The following is an 18,020-nucleotide window of genomic DNA, read 5'->3' as shown; positions in this document are numbered from 1 at the left end:
GCCACTCGCCAGCTTGCCGACAGGCCCGACCCGATCGCGGCGTGTCGCAGGCTTACCGATTTCCATTAGCCACGCCTGCTCACGCGGGCCAACGAAGAACTTTGAACAATGGCCACTATCCACGTAGACGGCAAAGCGCTCGAAGTCAACGGTGCAGACAACCTGTTACAGGCCTGTCTGTCACTTGGCCTCGACATCCCTTATTTCTGCTGGCACCCGGCGCTTGGCAGCGTCGGTGCCTGCCGCCAATGTGCGGTCAAGCAGTACACCGACGAGAACGACACGCGCGGGCGTATCGTCATGTCCTGCATGACGCCTGCATCCGACGGTACCTGGATCTCCATCGACGATGACGAGTCCAAGGCGTTTCGCGCCAGCGTCGTCGAATGGCTGATGACCAACCACCCGCACGACTGCCCGGTGTGCGAGGAAGGCGGGCACTGCCACCTGCAAGACATGACAGTGATGACCGGCCACAACGAGCGCCGCTATCGCTTCACCAAGCGCACCCACCAGAACCAGGACCTCGGTCCGTTCATCGCCCATGAGATGAACCGCTGCATCGCCTGCTACCGCTGCGTGCGTTACTACAAGGACTACGCCGGTGGCACCGACCTGGGTGTCTATGGCGCCCATGACAACGTGTATTTCGGGCGCGTCGAAGACGGTGTGCTGGAAAGCGAGTTCTCGGGCAACCTGACCGAAGTCTGCCCAACCGGCGTGTTCACCGACAAAACCCACTCCGAGCGCTACAACCGCAAGTGGGACATGCAGTTTGCCCCGAGCATCTGCCACGGTTGCTCCAGTGGCTGCAACATCAGCCCAGGCGAGCGTTACGGTGAACTGCGCCGCATCGAGAACCGTTTCAACGGCTCGGTGAACCAGTACTTCCTGTGCGACCGAGGCCGCTTCGGCTATGGCTACGTCAACCGCACGGATCGTCCACGCCAGGCGCAACTGGCCGACGGCACCAAGTTGGGCCTGGACGCGGCCCTGGACAAAGCCGCCGACCTGCTGCGCGGCCGTACCATCGTCGGTATCGGTTCGCCACGCGCCAGCCTCGAAAGCAACTATGGCCTGCGCGAACTAGTCGGTGCCGAGTATTTCCACTGCGGGATGGAAGCCGGTGAGCTGACGCGCGTGCGTCTGGCGCTAGAGGTGCTGAACAACAGCCCCCTGCCCGTTCCGACCCTGCGCGACATCGAAGACCATGATGCGGTATTCGTGCTCGGTGAAGACCTGACCCAGACCGCTGCCCGCGTCGCCCTGGCCGTGCGCCAGGCCACCAAGGGCAAGGCCGAGGCCATGGCCGAGGCGATGAAGGTTCAGCCGTGGCTCGACGCTGCCGTCAAGAACATCGGTCAGCATGCGCTGTACCCCCTGTTCATCGCCAGCCTGGCCGAGACCAAGCTCGACGACGTGGCCGAAGAATGCGTGCATGCAGCCCCGGCGGACCTGGCCCGTCTCGGTTTTGCCGTGGCCCATGCCATCGACCCAAGTGCGCCAGCCGTCGCCGGCCTGGACGACGAGGCCAAGGCGCTGGCCCAGCGCATCGCCGATGCCCTGATCGCGGCCAAGCGCCCGCTGGTCATTGCCGGCACCTCGCTGGCCGATGCTTCGCTGATCGAAGCAGCCGCCAACATCGCCAAGGCCCTGAAGCTGCGCGACAAACAAGGCTCCTTGAGCCTGGTGGTGCCTGAAGCCAACAGCCTTGGCCTGGCCATGCTGGGTGGCGAGTCGGTCGACGCCGCACTGGATGCGGTCATCGACGGCAAGGCCGACGCCATCGTGGTGCTGGAAAACGACCTCTACGCCCGCGTCCCTGCAGCCAAGGTGGATGCTGCCCTGGCAGCGGCCAAGGTGGTCATCGTTGCCGACCACTCCAGAACCCCGACGGTCGAGCGCGCTCACCTGGTACTGCCGGCCGCCTCCTTCGCCGAAGGCGACGGCACCCTGGTCAGCCAGGAAGGCCGTGCCCAGCGCTTCTTCCAGGTGTTCGACCCGCAGTACCTGGACAGCAGCATCCAGGTCCACGAAGGCTGGCGCTGGATGCACGCCCTGCGTGCCACCCTGCTGGCCAAGCCCGTGGACTGGACCCAACTGGACCACGTTACCCACGCCTGCGCCCAGGCGGCCCCGCAACTGGCTGGCATCGTCGATGCCGCGCCAAGCGCCGCCTTCCGCATCAAGGGCCTGAAGCTTGCCCGTGAGCCGCTGCGCTACTCCGGGCGCACCGCCATGCGCGCCAACATCAGCGTGCACGAGCCGCGTACCCCGCAAGATCGCGATACCGCGTTCGCCTTCTCCATGGAAGGGTATTCGGGCTCGGCCGAGCCACGCCAGCAGGTCCCGTTCGCCTGGTCGCCAGGTTGGAACTCGCCCCAGGCCTGGAACAAGTTTCAGGATGAGGTGGGTGGTCACTTGCGTGCCGGCGACCCAGGCGTGCGGCTGATCGAATCCAAAGGTGATGGCCTGGCCTGGTTCACCACGGTACCTGGCGCCTTCAACCCGGCCCGCGGCACCTGGACAGCGGTACCGTTCTTCCACCTGTTCGGCAGCGAAGAAAGCTCCTCGCGTGCCGCGCCGGTGCAAACGCGCATCCCGGCTGCCTACGTGGCCCTGGCCAAGTCCGAAGCCGATCGCCTGGGCGTCAACGAAGGTGCCCTGCTGGACCTGAACGTCGCGGGTGTGGCGCTGCGCCTGCCGCTGCGTATCAATGAAGCGCTGGGCGCTGGCCTGGTCGCGCTGCCCAAGGGCTTGGCCGGCATCCCGCCTGCCGTGTTCGGGGCATCCGTCGAAGGCCTGCAGGAGGCAGCACAATGAGCTGGTTCACCCCCGAAGTGATCGACGTGATCCTCACCGTGCTAAGGGCAATCGTGGTCCTGCTGGCGGTGGTGGTCTGCGGCGCGCTGCTCAGCTTCATCGAGCGGCGCCTGCTGGGCTGGTGGCAGGACCGTTACGGTCCGAACCGCGTTGGCCCGTTCGGCATGTTCCAGATCGCTGCCGACATGTTGAAGATGTTCTTCAAGGAAGACTGGAACCCGCCCTTCGTCGACCGCGTGATCTTTACCCTGGCACCCGTCGTGGCCATGAGCGCCCTGCTGATTGCCTTCGTGGTCATTCCGATCACCCCGACCTGGGGCGTGGCCGACCTGAACATCGGCCTGCTGTTCTTCTTCGCCATGGCAGGTCTGTCGGTCTATGCCGTCCTGTTCGCCGGCTGGTCCTCGAACAACAAGTACGCCTTGCTGGGCAGCTTGCGGGCCTCGGCCCAGACCGTGTCGTACGAAGTGTTCCTGGGCCTGGCGCTGATGGGCGTGGTGGTACAGGTCGGTTCGTTCAACATGCGCGACATCGTCGAGTACCAGGCGCAGAACCTGTGGTTCATCATTCCGCAGTTCTTCGGCTTCTGCACCTTCTTCATCGCTGGCGTGGCCGTGACTCACCGTCACCCCTTCGACCAGCCGGAAGCGGAACAGGAACTGGCCGACGGCTACCACATCGAGTATGCCGGCATGAAATGGGGCATGTTCTTCGTCGGTGAGTACATCGGCATCATCCTCATCTCGGCGCTGCTGGTCACCCTGTTCTTCGGCGGATGGCACGGCCCGTTCGGCATCCTGCCGCAACTGTCGTTCCTGTGGTTCGCCCTGAAGACCGCGTTCTTCATCATGCTGTTCATCCTGCTGCGCGCCTCCATTCCGCGCCCACGCTATGACCAGGTGATGGACTTCAGCTGGAAGTTCTGCCTGCCGCTGACCCTGATCAATTTGCTGGTGACCGCTGCGATCGTGCTTTACAACACGCCAGCCGTCGCGGCCCAGTGAGGATTTGACCCATGTTCAAGTATATCGGCGACATCGTTAAGGGCACCGGCACCCAGCTGCGCAGCCTGGCCATGGTGTTCTCCCACGGGTTTCGCAAGCGCGACACCCTGCAGTACCCCGAAGAACCCGTGTACCTGCCCCCACGCTACCGTGGCCGCATCGTCCTGACGCGCGACCCTGATGGCGAAGAGCGCTGCGTGGCCTGCAACCTGTGCGCGGTGGCCTGCCCGGTGGGCTGCATCTCGCTGCAGAAGGCAGAAACCGACGACGGCCGTTGGTACCCGGAGTTCTTCCGCATCAACTTCTCGCGCTGCATCTTCTGTGGCCTGTGCGAAGAAGCGTGCCCGACCACCGCAATCCAGCTGACTCCGGATTTCGAAATGGCCGAGTTCAAGCGTCAGGACCTGGTGTACGAGAAAGAAGATCTGCTGATCTCCGGCCCCGGCAAGAACCCTGACTACAACTTCTACCGTGTTGCGGGCATGGCGATCGCTGGCAAGCCGAAAGGCGCTGCGCAGAACGAAGCCGAGCCGATCAACGTGAAGAGCTTGCTCCCATAAGGACAGAAAGATGGAATTCGCTTTCTACTTCGCATCCGGGATCGCCGTGGTGTCCACCCTTCGGGTGGTGACCGGCACAAACCCCGTGCACGCCCTGCTCTACCTGATCATCTCGCTGATTTCCGTGGCGATGATCTTCTTTTCCCTGGGTGCGCCGTTCGCGGGCGCCCTGGAAGTGATCGCCTATGCCGGCGCCATCATGGTGCTGTTCGTCTTCGTGGTGATGATGCTCAACCTGGGGCCGGCTTCGGTTGCCCAGGAGCGCGGCTGGCTCAAGCCCGGCATCTGGGCAGGGCCGGTGATCCTTGGCGCCCTGTTGCTGGTGGAGCTGCTGTACGTGCTGTTCGTCGCACCCAGCGGCGCTGCCATCAGCGGTACCACCGTGGGCCCGAAAGCAGTGGGTGTGAGCCTGTTCGGCCCCTACCTGCTGGTGGTCGAACTGGCGTCGATGCTGCTGCTCGCGGCAGCGGTCACCGCCTTCCACCTGGGCCGCAATGAGGCGAAGGAGTAAATCATGGGTGCTATCCCTCTCGAACATGGCCTGGCCGTCGCCGGCATCCTGTTCTGCTTAGGTCTGGTTGGCCTGATGGTCCGCCGCAACATCCTCTTCGTACTCATGAGCCTGGAAGTCATGATGAACGCCTCTGCCCTGGCGTTCGTCGTCGCCGGTGCCCGTTGGGTCCAACCCGATGGCCAGGTGATGTTCATTCTGGTGATCAGCCTGGCAGCAGCCGAGGCCAGCATTGGCTTGGCCATCCTGCTGCAGCTGTATCGCCGCTTCCACACTCTCGACATCGATGCTGCCAGTGAGATGCGCGGATGAACCTTCTCTTCCTGACTTTCGTCTTCCCCCTTGTGGGCTTTGTGCTGCTGTCGTTCTCGCGCGGGAGGTTCTCGGAGAACCTGTCCGCCTTGATCGGCGTCGGTTCGGTTGGCCTGTCGGCGGCCACGGCCGCCTACGTGATCTGGCAATTCAACGTCGCCCCGCCTGAAGGCGGTGCGTACAGCCAGCTGCTGTGGCAGTGGATGTCGGTGGATGGTTTTGCGCCGAACTTCACCCTGTACCTCGATGGCCTGTCGGTCACCATGCTGGGCGTAGTGACAGGTGTGGGTTTCCTGATCCACTTGTTCGCGTCCTGGTACATGCGTGGCGAGACCGGCTACTCACGGTTCTTCTCGTACACCAACCTGTTCATCGCCAGCATGCTGTTCCTGATCCTGGGCGACAACCTGCTGTTCATCTACTTCGGCTGGGAAGGCGTAGGCCTGTGTTCCTACCTGTTGATCGGTTTCTACTACAGCAACCGCAACAATGGTAACGCAGCGCTCAAGGCCTTCATCGTGACCCGTATCGGCGACGTGTTCATGGCCATCGGCCTGTTCATCCTGTTCGCCCAGCTGGGCACGCTGAACGTCCAGGAACTGCTGGTGCTGGCACCGCAGAAATTCCAGGCCGGCGATACCTGGATGGTGTTGGCAACGCTGATGCTGCTCGGCGGCGCCGTGGGCAAATCCGCGCAGCTACCGCTGCAGACCTGGTTGGCGGACGCCATGGCCGGCCCGACCCCGGTGTCGGCGCTGATCCACGCGGCGACGATGGTAACGGCCGGTGTCTACCTGATTGCCCGTACCAATGGCCTGTTCCTGCTGGCGCCGGACATCCTGCACCTGGTGGGCGTGGTGGGTGGCGTTACCCTGGTGCTGGCGGGCTTCGCTGCACTGGTGCAAACCGACATCAAGCGTATCCTGGCCTACTCGACCATGAGCCAGATCGGCTACATGTTCCTGGCACTGGGCGTCGGCGCCTGGGATGCGGCGATCTTCCACTTGATGACCCACGCCTTCTTCAAGGCGCTGCTGTTCCTGGCTTCGGGCGCCGTCATCGTGGCCTGCCACCACGAGCAGAACATCTTCAAGATGGGCGGGCTGTGGAAGAAACTGCCGCTGGCCTACGCCAGCTTCGTGGTCGGTGGCGCTGCCCTGGCGGCCTTGCCGATCGTGACCGTAGGCTTCTACTCCAAGGACGAGATCCTGTGGGAAGCCTTTGCCAGCGGCAACTCCGGCCTGCTGTACGCCGGCCTGCTCGGCGCCTTCATGACCTCGCTGTACACCTTCCGCCTGATCTTCATCGCCTTCCACGGCGAAGCGAAGACCGAAGCCCACGCCGGCCACGGCATCAGCCATTGGCTGCCACTGGGCGTGCTGATCGTGCTGTCGACCTTCGTCGGCGCATGGATCACACCGCCGTTGGCTGACGTGCTGCCTCAAAGCGCAGGCCATGCCGGCGGTGAGGCCAAGCATGCTCTGGAGATCACCTCGGGCGCCATTGCCATTGCCGGTATCCTGCTCGCCGCCTTGCTGTTCCTGGGCAAGCGCAGCTTCGTCAGCGCGGTGGCCAACAGTGGCATCGGCCGCGTGCTGTCGGCCTGGTGGTTCGCGGCCTGGGGCTTCGACTGGATCTACGACAAGCTGTTCGTCAAGCCCTACCTGCTGATCAGCCACCTGCTGCGCAAAGACCCGGTTGACCGCGGTATCGGCCTGATCCCTCGTCTGGCTCGCGGTGGCCACGTGGCCATGACCAAGACCGAGACGGGCCAGCTGCGCTGGTATACCGCCTCCATCGCCATTGGCGCAGTGCTGGTACTCGGCGCTGTGGTAGTGGCCGCGGTATGACCATGAACCTTGCGAACCTTGCGACCCTGCAAAAGGAAACCAACCCGTCATGATTTTGCCTTGGCTGATCCTGATCCCCTTCATCGGCGGCTTCCTGTGCTGGCTGGGCGAGCGCTTCGGCGCTACCCTGCCGCGCTGGATCGCGCTGCTGACCATGTCCCTGTTGCTCGGCATCGGCCTGTGGCTGTGGGCTAACGGCGACTACACCCTTGCCCCGGCTCCGGGCGCCGAGCCTGCATGGGCCCTGGAATACAAAGTCCAGTGGATCCAGCGCTTCGGCATCAGCATCCACCTGGCCCTCGACGGCCTGTCGCTGCTGATGATCCTGCTCACAGGCCTGCTGGGCGTGTTGTCGGTGCTGTGCTCCTGGAAAGAGATCCAGCGCCACGTCGGCTTCTTCCACCTGAACCTGATGTGGATCCTGGGCGGTGTGGTCGGTGTGTTCCTGGCGCTGGACCTGTTCCTGTTCTTCTTCTTCTGGGAAATGATGCTGGTGCCGATGTATTTCCTCATCGCGCTCTGGGGTCATAGCTCGGCGGACGGCAAGAAGACGCGCATCTACGCGGCGACCAAGTTCTTCATCTTCACCCAGGCCAGCGGCCTGATCATGCTGGTGGCGATCCTGGGCCTGGTACTGGTCAACTACACCAACACCGGTGTGATCACGTTCAACTACAGCGACCTGCTCAAGGCCGACCTGCCGGCCGGTACCGAGTACCTGCTGATGCTGGGCTTCTTCATTGCCTTTGCCGTGAAGCTGCCGGTGGTGCCGTTCCACTCCTGGTTGCCCGACGCCCACGCCCAGGCGCCGACCGCAGGTTCCGTGGACCTGGCGGGTATCCTGCTCAAGACCGCTGCTTATGGCCTGCTGCGCTTCGCCCTGCCGCTGTTCCCCAATGCTTCGGCAGAGTTCGCGCCCATCGCCATGACCCTGGGCCTGATCGGCATCTTCTACGGGGCCTTCCTGGCCTTCGCCCAGACCGACATCAAGCGCCTGATCGCCTTCTCCAGCGTCTCTCACATGGGCTTCGTGCTGATCGGCATCTATTCCGGTAGCCAGCAAGCACTGCAAGGTGCGGTCATCCAGATGCTGGCTCACGGTCTGTCGGCTGCCGCGCTGTTCATCCTGTCCGGTCAGTTGTACGAGCGCCTGCACACCCGCGACATGCGCCAGATGGGCGGGCTGTGGCACCGCATCGCCTACCTGCCTGCCATCAGCCTGTTCTTCGCTGCCGCCTCCCTGGGGCTGCCAGGCACCGGCAACTTCGTGGGTGAGTTCCTGATCCTGATCGGCAGCTTCGTGCACGTGCCTTGGATCACCGTCATCGCCACTACCGGCCTGGTATTCGGCTCGGTCTACTCGCTGATCATGATTCACCGCGCCTACTTCGGCCCGAGCAAATCGGACACCGTACTGGCCGGCATGGACACCCGCGAGCTGGTCATGGTGCTGGGCCTGGCGGTACTGCTGGTGCTGCTGGGCGTGTATCCACAGCCGTTCCTCGACACCTCTGCCGCCACCATGAGTGGTGTGCAGCAGTGGCTCGGTTCCGCTTTCACTCAACTCGCTTCGGCCCGGTAAGAGCGCTATGGAATTCACCACTCAACACTTCATCGCATTGGCGCCGATGCTGATCACCACCATCACCACGGTGGTGGTGATGCTGGCGATCGCCTGGAAGCGCAATCACTCGCAGACGTTCCTGCTGTCCACCGTGGGGCTGAACCTGGCCCTGCTTTCGATCCTGCCAGCATTGAAGGTCGCGCCACTGGCGGTCACGTCGCTGATCACCATCGACAAGTTCGCCTGCCTGTACATGGCAATCATGTTGGTCGCGACCCTGGCATGCGTAACGCTCGCCCATGCCTACCTGGGCGAAGGCGCCAAGGGTTTCCCGGGCAACCGCGAAGAGCTGTACCTGCTGCTGCTGATGTCGGCACTGGGCGGGCTGGTGCTGGTCAGCGCCAACCACCTGGCGGGCCTGTTCATTGGCCTGGAGTTGCTGTCGGTACCGGTCTACGGCCTGGTGGCGTATGCGTTCTTCAACAAGCGCTCGCTTGAAGCCGGCATCAAGTACATGGTGCTGTCGGCAGCAGGTTCTGCCTTCCTGCTGTTCGGCATGGCGCTGCTGTACGCCGACGCCGGCAGCTTGACCTTCGACCAGTTGGGCAAGGCATTGGCTGCCACCAGCATGCCGAGCCTGCTGGCTCAACTGGGTCTGGGCATGATGTTGGTCGGCCTGGCGTTCAAACTGTCGCTGGTACCGTTCCACCTGTGGACGCCCGATGTGTACGAAGGTGCTCCGGCCCCGGTCGCCGCGTTCCTCGCCACGGCCAGCAAGGTTGCGGTGTTCGCGGTGGTCATCCGCCTGTTCATGCTCTCCCCTGCCGCCAGCAGCGGTGTGCTGAGCACGGTGCTTGCCATCATCGCCGTGGCGTCGATCCTGGTCGGTAACCTGCTGGCGCTGACCCAGAGCAACCTCAAGCGCCTGCTGGGTTACTCGTCCATCGCCCACTTCGGCTACCTGCTGATCGCGCTGGTGGCCAGCAAGGGCCTGGCGCTGGAGGCCATGGGCGTCTACCTGGTCACCTACGTGCTCACAAGCCTTGGGGCATTCGGTGTCATCACCTTGATGTCCTCGCCCTACGGTGGCCGCGATGCTGACGCGCTGTACGAGTACCGCGGTCTGTTCTGGCGTCGCCCCTACCTGACCGCCGTGCTGACCGTGATGATGCTGTCGCTCGCCGGTATCCCGCTCACCGCTGGTTTCATCGGCAAGTTCTACATCATTGCCACCGGTGTCGAGTCGCAGCTGTGGTGGTTGGTGGGCGCGCTGGTCATCGGTAGTGCCATCGGTGTGTACTACTACCTGCGTGTGATGGTCACCCTGTACCTGGTCGAGCCTAACCTGCGCCGTCACGACGCACCGTTGAAGTGGGAACAGCGCACCGGTGGCGTCATGCTGCTGGCTGTCGCCCTGCTCGTCTTCGTACTGGGTGTGTACCCGCAGCCGCTGCTGGACCTGGTGCAGCATGCAGGTTTGTACCTGATCGGCTAACCCGCCTGGCAATCCCAGACACCCCGCTTACGCGGGGTGTTTTTGTTTGTGCCTGGCAAATGCTGGACTCGCCCTCAGGCCTATCGGTCGCCCGATCTGGCGTGTGGGTGAAAGCGTTGGGGCAGTGTCAGCATTTTTACCCTGCTGTGGGTGATCTGAGCGCGGGTTCGTACGTCATACCGCTGTTGCCTCACTGCTGGTCGTCTGGAGCCCTACGATGCGTCGCGTTTTGTTGCTGTCCCCCCGCCTTGGCCTGCTTGGCGCCATCATTGCGAGCCCGCCTGCCTGGTCAGCAAGCCCGATCGAACTTGGCCAGGTGCTGATCACCGACCAGGCGCAAGGGGACCTGGAGGCCGCAGCGCAGCGCCTGCGCAGTGCCCCAGGTGGCACCAACCTGGTGGACATGCAAAAGGTGGGTCAAGGCCGTGTGGCCAGCAACCAGGATGTCCTTGCCTACCAGCCGGGGGTGTTCGCCCAGTCGGCGGGCAACGACGGCATCAAGTTGTCGATTCGCGGCTCCGGCCTCAACCGGGCCCCAGGCGCGCACGGCTCAGGGGTCTACACGCAGTTCGACGGCCTGCCGCTGACCGGCCCCGGGGGCACGCCCTACGAGCTGTTCGAGCCGTTGTGGCTCAACCGCGCCGAAGTGCTGCGCGGTGCCAACGGGTTTGATCAGGGATCGCTGGCGTTGGGCGGTGCCATCAATTACGTCACCCACACCGGCTACGATGCAGCGCCCCTGCACGTGCGCTATGAAGTCGGCAGCCGTGGCTATCAGCGCCGCCACATCAGCTCCGGCCAAGTACTCGGTAACCTTGACTACTACGTTACGCTGACCGATGCGCACTACGACGGATACCAGCAGCACAGCAGCGGCAGCGCCAAGGGCATCGCGGCCAACGTCGGCTATCGCTTCAACCCCAACCTTGAAACACGGCTCTACCTGCGCTACCGGGAAACGGAGAACGACCTGGCCGGACGTTTGACCAAAGACCAGATCAAGCATCACCCTACCTCGGCGAACCCTGCCTACCTGGCACGTGATGACAGCCGTCCGCAGCCGGGCAGTACCTGGGTTGGCAGCAAGACCACGTTCTACCTCGACGATGATGCCCGCGTCGAAGCCGGCCTGGTCTACCACGATTACCCCATGGACCTGCGCGAGGGCCCGATGCGCCTGAAGGTGGCTTACACCGACGTCAGTGGCACGCTGAACTATCAGCGGCGCGACACGGTGTTTGGCCGTGAGAGCAAGACGACCGTGGGCTGGCGCACCACCAAGCACCTGCCCAACAGCGGCGCCTCACAATTTGCGCGCAACGGCCAGGTGATCGGCACTCGGACACGTGACTTCACCTATCAAGGCTCCGATACCGTGTTGCATCTGGGTAATGACCTGGAGCTCATACCGAACCTGTGGCTGACAACCGGGCTGGCCGCTATCTATACGCGACGCGAGAGCGACGTGACCTACCCCGCCGAAGGCGGCAAGGTGTCGATGCATGATTGGGATTATGCGCCGCGCATCGGACTGCGCTACGACGCACGCCCGGACCTGCAGGTGTACGGCAACCTCAGCCGCTCGGTGGAACCGCCCCACCCATGGTCGCTGATCTGGAGCTCGCCAAGCGTGGGCGGCAAGCAGATTCAACCGATCGAAATGCAGAACCAGACAGCCACCACGCTGGAAGTAGGTGCGCGCGGCGAGTCGGCATTCGGGCGGTGGGACCTTGCCTGGTACTACGCCCAAGTACGCCACGAACTGCTCGCGGTCGAGGTGGTGCCGAACTTCACCTCGGAATTCAATGCCAGCGCCACGGTGCACCAGGGCGTGGAGGTCGGGCTGGACAGCACGCTCTGGGAGCAGTCAGGCCTGGGTCGCCTGAGCCTGCGTCAGGCCTACACCTTCAGTGACTTCCATTACCGCGACGACGAAAGATTCGGCGACAACCGCCTGCCGGGCATCCCCATGCACTACTATCAGGCCGAGTTGCGCTTCGACTGGCCCAGCGGCTTCTACGCCGGGATCAACACGCAGATGGCGTCCAAGGTGCAAGTGGACTATGCCAACAGCTACCATGCCGACGATTACGCCACCCTCGGCGCCCGTCTCGGTTGGGACTCGCCGCAGCGTGACTGGCAGGCCTGGCTGGATCTACGCAACCTGACCAACAAGCGCTACGCAGCGACCGTAACCCCAGGCTTCAATGACGCAGGGCGGGACATTGCCCGCTCCACTCCGGGCGAAGGCGCTGCGGTCTATGCGGGAGTGTCCTACACATTCCGCTGACTGCCACGATCGGGCAGCCCTTGGCTGACAAACATTGCGCGGGCCGACTGGCCCGCACAATGTGGTGCCGCTCAGGCCACGGTCATACAGAGCGATTCAGCTTCACCCAAGACGCGAACTTGTCGATGAAGCCTTGCAAAAACGGCCGGGTCTTGTCGTTGAGTTTGCCTGACTCGTCGAACAGGCTGGCAGCGCCGCCAATGTAGGCCTCCGGCATCTGCATGCATGGCATGTCCAGGAACACCAGGGACTGGCGCACTGAATGGTTGGCACCGAAGCCGCCGATCGCACCTGGCGACACACTCGCCACGGCTGCCGGCTTGCCGCCCCACGCGCTTTGCCCGTAAGGCCTTGAACCCACATCGATGGCATTCTTCAGGCAGCCTGGCATGGTCCGGTTGTACTCCGGCGTGACGAAGAGCACCGCATCGCTGCCCTTGATGTCGTTCCGAAAGCGTGTCCAGGCAGCTGGCGGGGCATCGGTTTCCAGGTCTTCGTTGTACAGGGGTAAGTCGCCGATCTCGACGATCTTCAGTGCCAGGCTCGACGGCGCCAGCTCAGACAGCGCGCGGGCCACCTTGCGGTTATAGGAATCCTTGCGCAGGCTACCGACGACGACGGCAACCGAATAGACCTGGGTCATGGCAATCTCCAACTTCATGTTTTCAGGGACGATGTAGTTATAGATGACCGTTTTGCGCTGCTTTGGTTTTTTTTCCCGGCCGCGAAAACTTCCCCTGCCCTTGGAAGGTCTACTGCTACAGACATTTCCTACGCAATTCAGAGGGTTCCACCCAAATGGCAGCAGTAATGGTCGGCCAATTCCATGCCCGCGACGCCGAAGGCCGTATCTATCCCGTGCACGAGTTTCAGGAATCTACCCTGCAACACGACGGCAGCACGACCGGCGCACCTATCACCACCTACCGCCTTGCCATCGGCGATCGCGTCAACTACCTGGGTGAAAATCGATTCGAGCTTGCCCGCACCGGTGTCGAAATCATCCGTATCCCATGACACGAAGAGGCACTGGCCTGTTACTGCTCGATGAGGGTGAGACCGCTTGCGGTCTTGATTGACCAGCAGCAGGCCGTCGCTTTTTCAGTCCGCTGACCGCTCAGCCAGTGCCTGCCAGAGCGATGGGCCGCCAGCGGACTTGGCAATCGCTGCAAGGCGTTCGGCATGAGCTTCGAGCTCATCCGGTGCGGCCAGAATGACCCGGCCGGGCGCGCGACCGCTGATGCGACGAATGTCAGCTCCTCCGCTACCCTGCCCGTTTTCGTCCGAATCGCTGCCATGCCCTGCCAACGAGAGGCTGGTCTGCCCCCCGGTCATTGCCAGGTAGACATCCGCCAGCAGCTCGGCGTCGAGCAACGCGCCGTGCAGTTCGCGCCCCGAGTTGTCGATATCGTAGCGTTTGCACAAGGCATCCAGGCTGTTGCGTTGCCCCGGATGACGCGCCCGCGCCAGCAACAAGGTGTCGAGAATGGTGCAGTGCTGGGACAGGTCAGCACGGTCCTGCTGGCCCAGCAGCGCGAACTCGTTGTTGATGAACCCGACGTCGAATGCCGCGTTGTGGATGACCAGCGTAGCGCCCTGGATGAACGCGAAGAACTCCTCGGCGACGTCGCCGAAGCGCGGCTTGCCAATCAGGAAGGCGTCAGTGATGCCGTGGACGTTGATCGCGCCCTCGTCACTTTCGCGGTCAGGCTGCAAGTAGACGTGGAAATGCCTGCCTGTCAGGCGCCTGCCGACCACCTCGACGCAGCCAATCTCAATGATGCGGTGCCCCTCGCTGACCGGCATACCCGTGGTTTCGGTATCGAGGATAACGAACCGCTTGTCTTGCTGTTGCTCCACTTGGGGGACTCCAACTTGCATCGTTTACAAAGGTGCGCAGTATAACAGCAGGGCGAGCGCTGAGCCCCCTTCGCACCTGGCATCGGGTTCAGCGCGTCATGCCCGGGCGCGCACTTCGTCCACGCCACGGTTGGCCAGCTGGTCCGCACGCTCGTTGCCGGGGTGGCCAATGTGGCCGCGGACCCATTTCCAGGTCACCTTGTGGCGGTTGACCTGTTCGTCGAGTAACTGCCACAGGTCGGCATTCTTCACAGGTTCCTTGGCCGCGGTTTTCCAGCCACGCTTTTTCCAGTTGACCATCCATTCGTTGATGCCTTTCATCACGTACTGCGAGTCAGTCGTCAGCACGACCTCGCATTCACGCTTGAGCGCCATCAGCCCCTGGATGGCGGCCATTAACTCCATGCGGTTGTTGGTGGTCTCGCGCTCGCCCCCCCACAACTCTTTTTCAACGCCTTTGAAAATCATCAGCACACCCCAGCCGCCGGGGCCAGGGTTGCCCTTGCAGGCACCATCGGTAAACATTTCGACGCTATCGCTCATGTACCACTCGTATTCACTGCTTATCGGGATCGGGGGTCGCCGAGGTGCGGTTGACCTTGGCCAATGGCAACGGCAGCAACTTGCCCATCGGCTCGCGACGCTGGGGCCGCAGCGGCCGCAGGCCCACGACCATCTTGCGCGCCACCAGCACATAGACACCGCCGCCAGCGCTTTGCCACCCGCCCGCCATGCGCTCCCACCCTTCCAGGCGCTGCTGCCAGGCAGGCGAAGCAAGCGGCGGACGATAGCACCCGAAGCGGCGTTTCTCCAAGGCAAAGCCCAGCAGGTTGAGCCAGTCACCCAGTCGCGAAGGCGAGATGCAGCGGGCCTTGCGCAAAGCGCCACGGCTAAACAGGTGACGCACCCCCCAACTGCTCCACGGATTGATTCCGACGATCAGCAGATGACCGCCTGGGCGCACGGCGCTGGCGGCCTCACGCAGCAGCCCGTGGGGCGACAGGCTGAAATCCAGCCCATGTTGCAACACCACCACATCGGCCGCGTGCTCGCTCAACGGCCAGGCCTGTTCCTCGCAGACGATCTCCACCCCCGGCAGCGGCGCGCCGAGGCGCACGTTGCGCTGGACCTTCGGCGCACTGGGTGGGGCGTCGGCGCAGGGGCCATAGTGCACCAGGTAGCCACCGAAGAAGCGACCCAGCTCTTCCTCCAGCAGCTTCTGTTCTTCTTGCAGCATCAATTGGCCGAGCGGGCCCTGAAACCACTCACGGGCCAGGCTGATCAGCTTGATCCAGTCCGGGTCGGCCTGGGCAAAGGCTTGGTCGGTCATTGTGCAATTCCTCGAAAGGTTCTCCCACCGCGCCATCGCGGCTAAGATGCCTTCATGTGCCAAGCAAGGCGAATCGGATTCCCACCATGATACAGATCGAAGCGTTGCCCGCTTTCTCGGACAATTACATCTGGTTGTTACAGGATACTGCCAAACGCCGCTGCGCGGTGGTCGACCCTGGCGATGCCGGCCCGGTGGAACGGTGGCTTGCCGCGCATCCTGGTTGGCAGCTTACCGACATGCTCATCACTCACCATCACAACGACCATGTAGGCGGTGTGGCGCGGCTCAAGGCGTTGACGGGCGCGCAAGTACACGGCCCAGCCAACGAGGATATCCCTTGCAGGGATGTGGCACTGGACGATGGCGACCAGGTCACAGTGCTGGGTGAGGTCTATGAGGTGCTTGCCGTGCCGGGCCATACACTGGGGCACATCGCGTTCTTCAACGCTGGCGCGGCCACGCCTGTACTGTTCAGTGGCGATACCCTGTTCGCAGCCGGATGCGGACGCATGTTCGAGGGCACTGCCGAGCAGATGCAACCGGCCCTGGCCCGCCTGGCAGCCCTGCCAGCCGAGACCCAGGTCTACTGCGCACATGAATACACCTTGAGCAATTTGCGTTTTGCCAAGGCCGTGGAACCTGACAATGAAGATGTAGTGAAGCGCTTCGAAACGGTCTCCCGGCTGCGTGCGCAAGACTGCATCACACTGCCCTCCACCATTGGTCTGGAACGGCTGACAAACCCCTTCCTGCGCACCGCTGAAACATCTGTTAAACAAAAAGCAGACGAATGGAAGGGACATTCCAACACCTCGCATGTCGCTGTTTTTGCTGCCTTGAGGTCTTGGAAAGACAGCTTCTGATAACCCCAAGATATATCGCAAGTGGCGGTCAAAGGTTGACCCGGTCCGGAGCGGTTCCTAGAATCGCCGAAATTTTTTGCCCGGATACCTGTGCCCGCCGATGTCTTCCCGAAGCCGCAGAACCTCTCATTCCGTCGCGCTGACGCGCCTGGCCCAGGTCAGTGCGCTCGCTCTGGCCGCCACCTTGGTGGGCTGCCAGAGCACCCATCAGCTCGACGAAGCCGATAGCGTCCGTGCGCACAGCCAGCAAGCGCGAATCAAACCAAGGCCGGCGCCATTGCTGGTCAAGCCGGTCGAGCAAGCGCCTCGGGATGTCTGGGAACGCATGCGCCAGGGCTTCGTGCTCCAGGAGTACCGCGACGTCAACCCGCGCATCGATCAACAGCGCCTGTGGTTTGCCAGCAACCCCACGTTCATCGAAAGCGCCGGGGAGCGCGGCAGTCTCTACCTGCACTACATCGTCGAACGCCTCGAGGAGCGCGGCATGCCGCTGGAGCTGGCCCTGCTGCCGGCGATCGAGAGCGCCTACAACCCCATGGCGTACTCCCGCGCCAGTGCAGCCGGCATGTGGCAGTTCATGCCAGCCACCGGTCGACACTTCAACCTGCGCCAGACCAACTTCTATGACGGCCGTCGGGATGTCACCGCCTCGACCAACGCCGCGCTCGACTACCTGACCCGCCTGCACGACATGTTCAACGGCGACTGGCTGCTGGCACTGGCGGCCTACAATGCTGGCGAAGGCACAGTCAGCCGCGCGATGGAGCGCAACGAGAAGCTGGGCTTGCCCACCGACTACTGGAACCTGCCACTGCCTCAGGAAACCCGCGACTACGTGCCCAAGCTGCTGGCCTTGTCACAGGTGGTCTCCACACCTGAAGCCTACGGCGTGAACCTGACGCCGATCGCCAATGAGCCCTACTTCGAGGCCGTCGCGATCAACGACCGGCTCGACCTGACGCGGGTGGCCGCTTTCGCCGACATCGACGAAGACGAACTCATCCAGCTGAACCCAGCCTTCAAGAAGCGCATGACGGTCGATGGCCCGAAGCAGTTGCTGGTGCCCACGGCCAAGGCGCAGTTGCTCTCTGCCAGCCTCTCCAACCTCAACCCCGAGCAGTTGGTCACCCTGCAGCCACCCAAGGCTGCTTTCGCTCGCGCCGTGGCCGAAGCCCAGGCGCCTGTGGCCGCGCGCAGCTACAAGGTCAGGCGTGGTGACAATCTGGGGACCATCGCCAAGGCCAACCGTGTATCCATTGCGGACATCAAGCGCTGGAACCGCCTGTCGGGCAGCAGCCTGCGCGCCGGCCAGGTGCTAGCCTTGCGCGGCGGCAAAGCCTCCAGTGGCGCCGCTAACCGGGTCGCCAGCTCGGCAAAACGCACAACCCAATACAAGGTGCGCAAGGGCGATTCGCTGTATCTGGTGGCCAAACGCTTCAATGTCGAGATGACCCACCTCAAGCGCTGGAATCCGCGCAGTGGCCATGCGCTCAAACCCGGCCAGACCCTGACCGTCTACGTCGGCCACTGACCCCAGGCGGCAAGCGGACACCTG

The 18,020-nt window shown here is 63.1% G+C and carries 16 protein-coding genes; 12 read left to right on the top strand and 4 right to left on the bottom strand.

Features of this window, described 5'->3' with window-relative positions:
* Positions 1 to 108 precede the first annotated feature (108 nt).
* The 9 genes from nuoG to CRP40_RS03390 all read left to right on the top strand — a co-directional run bounded on the left by nuoG (position 109) and on the right by CRP40_RS03390 (position 12,409).
* Complete coding sequence (nuoG, locus tag CRP40_RS03430; protein WP_027916253.1) at positions 109 to 2,823, top strand: NADH-quinone oxidoreductase subunit NuoG; 2,715 nt, start codon at positions 109 to 111, stop codon at positions 2,821 to 2,823.
* Complete coding sequence (gene nuoH / locus CRP40_RS03425; RefSeq protein ID WP_027916254.1) at positions 2,820 to 3,827, top strand: NADH-quinone oxidoreductase subunit NuoH; 1,008 nt, start codon at positions 2,820 to 2,822, stop codon at positions 3,825 to 3,827. The genes nuoG and nuoH overlap by 4 nt, the downstream gene beginning before the upstream one ends.
* Before the next feature lie 11 nt (positions 3,828 to 3,838).
* Positions 3,839 to 4,387: an NADH-quinone oxidoreductase subunit NuoI gene (gene nuoI / locus CRP40_RS03420; RefSeq protein ID WP_023534793.1), complete on the top strand. Its 549-nt coding sequence runs from the start codon at positions 3,839 to 3,841 to the stop codon at positions 4,385 to 4,387.
* Between the two features lie 10 nt (positions 4,388 to 4,397).
* Complete coding sequence (gene nuoJ / locus CRP40_RS03415) at positions 4,398 to 4,898, top strand: NADH-quinone oxidoreductase subunit J (protein ID WP_023534783.1); 501 nt, start codon at positions 4,398 to 4,400, stop codon at positions 4,896 to 4,898.
* Between the two features lie 3 nt (positions 4,899 to 4,901).
* Positions 4,902 to 5,210: an NADH-quinone oxidoreductase subunit NuoK gene (gene nuoK / locus CRP40_RS03410; protein WP_003251446.1), complete on the top strand. Its 309-nt coding sequence runs from the start codon at positions 4,902 to 4,904 to the stop codon at positions 5,208 to 5,210.
* On the top strand, positions 5,207 to 7,060 hold the full coding sequence (gene nuoL / locus CRP40_RS03405; RefSeq protein ID WP_027916255.1) for an NADH-quinone oxidoreductase subunit L: 1,854 nt from the start codon (positions 5,207 to 5,209) through the stop codon (positions 7,058 to 7,060). Before nuoK ends, nuoL begins: the two co-directional genes overlap by 4 nt.
* A 49-nt stretch (positions 7,061 to 7,109) precedes the next feature.
* On the top strand, positions 7,110 to 8,642 hold the full coding sequence (gene nuoM, locus CRP40_RS03400; RefSeq protein WP_023534786.1) for an NADH-quinone oxidoreductase subunit M: 1,533 nt from the start codon (positions 7,110 to 7,112) through the stop codon (positions 8,640 to 8,642).
* A gap of 7 nt (positions 8,643 to 8,649) precedes the next feature.
* Positions 8,650 to 10,119 carry an NADH-quinone oxidoreductase subunit NuoN gene (gene nuoN / locus CRP40_RS03395; protein WP_023534778.1) on the top strand — a complete coding sequence of 490 codons (1,470 nt, stop codon included), beginning with the start codon at positions 8,650 to 8,652 and terminating at the stop codon, positions 10,117 to 10,119.
* Between the two features lie 217 nt (positions 10,120 to 10,336).
* Positions 10,337 to 12,409 (top strand): TonB-dependent receptor, encoded by a 2,073-nt coding sequence (locus CRP40_RS03390; RefSeq protein ID WP_027916256.1) that lies wholly within the window; start codon positions 10,337 to 10,339, stop codon positions 12,407 to 12,409.
* Positions 12,410 to 12,491: 82 nt separating this feature from the next.
* Here CRP40_RS03390 and CRP40_RS03385 read toward each other — a convergent pair whose 3' ends face one another.
* Positions 12,492 to 13,052 carry an NAD(P)H-dependent oxidoreductase gene (locus CRP40_RS03385; RefSeq protein ID WP_023534853.1) on the bottom strand — a complete coding sequence of 187 codons (561 nt, stop codon included), beginning with the start codon at positions 13,050 to 13,052 and terminating at the stop codon, positions 12,492 to 12,494.
* Between the two features lie 155 nt (positions 13,053 to 13,207).
* On the opposite strand from CRP40_RS03385, the gene CRP40_RS03380 reads away from it, so the two are divergent.
* Positions 13,208 to 13,426: a hypothetical protein gene (locus tag CRP40_RS03380; RefSeq protein ID WP_027916257.1), complete on the top strand. Its 219-nt coding sequence runs from the start codon at positions 13,208 to 13,210 to the stop codon at positions 13,424 to 13,426.
* A gap of 84 nt (positions 13,427 to 13,510) precedes the next feature.
* Here the strand turns inward: CRP40_RS03380 and dnaQ are convergent, their stop codons facing one another.
* From dnaQ to CRP40_RS21890, 3 genes are all read right to left on the bottom strand, one after another.
* Positions 13,511 to 14,269, bottom strand: coding sequence for a DNA polymerase III subunit epsilon (gene dnaQ, locus CRP40_RS03375; RefSeq protein ID WP_027916258.1), 759 nt, complete (start codon positions 14,267 to 14,269; stop codon positions 13,511 to 13,513).
* Positions 14,270 to 14,365: 96 nt separating this feature from the next.
* Positions 14,366 to 14,812 carry a ribonuclease HI gene (gene rnhA, locus CRP40_RS03370; RefSeq protein WP_023534768.1) on the bottom strand — a complete coding sequence of 149 codons (447 nt, stop codon included), beginning with the start codon at positions 14,810 to 14,812 and terminating at the stop codon, positions 14,366 to 14,368.
* 13 nt (positions 14,813 to 14,825) lie between these two features.
* Positions 14,826 to 15,599, bottom strand: a complete 774-nt coding sequence (locus CRP40_RS21890; protein WP_027916259.1) for a methyltransferase domain-containing protein — start codon at positions 15,597 to 15,599, stop codon at positions 14,826 to 14,828.
* An 86-nt stretch (positions 15,600 to 15,685) separates the two neighbouring features.
* On the opposite strand from CRP40_RS21890, the gene gloB reads away from it, so the two are divergent.
* The gene (gene gloB / locus CRP40_RS03360; protein ID WP_027916260.1) at positions 15,686 to 16,465 is read left to right on the top strand and encodes a hydroxyacylglutathione hydrolase; all 780 of its coding nucleotides are present in this window, start codon (positions 15,686 to 15,688) and stop codon (positions 16,463 to 16,465) included.
* Between the two features lie 100 nt (positions 16,466 to 16,565).
* Positions 16,566 to 17,996, top strand: coding sequence for a lytic transglycosylase domain-containing protein (locus tag CRP40_RS03355; protein ID WP_027916261.1), 1,431 nt, complete (start codon positions 16,566 to 16,568; stop codon positions 17,994 to 17,996).
* Positions 17,997 to 18,020 lie beyond the last annotated feature (24 nt).

It is taken from the genome of Pseudomonas sp. URMO17WK12:I9, from assembly GCF_900230165.1.
Taxonomy (GTDB): Bacteria; Pseudomonadota; Gammaproteobacteria; order Pseudomonadales; family Pseudomonadaceae; genus Aquipseudomonas; species Aquipseudomonas fulva.
This window is presented reverse-complemented; position numbering and strand designations above follow the sequence as displayed.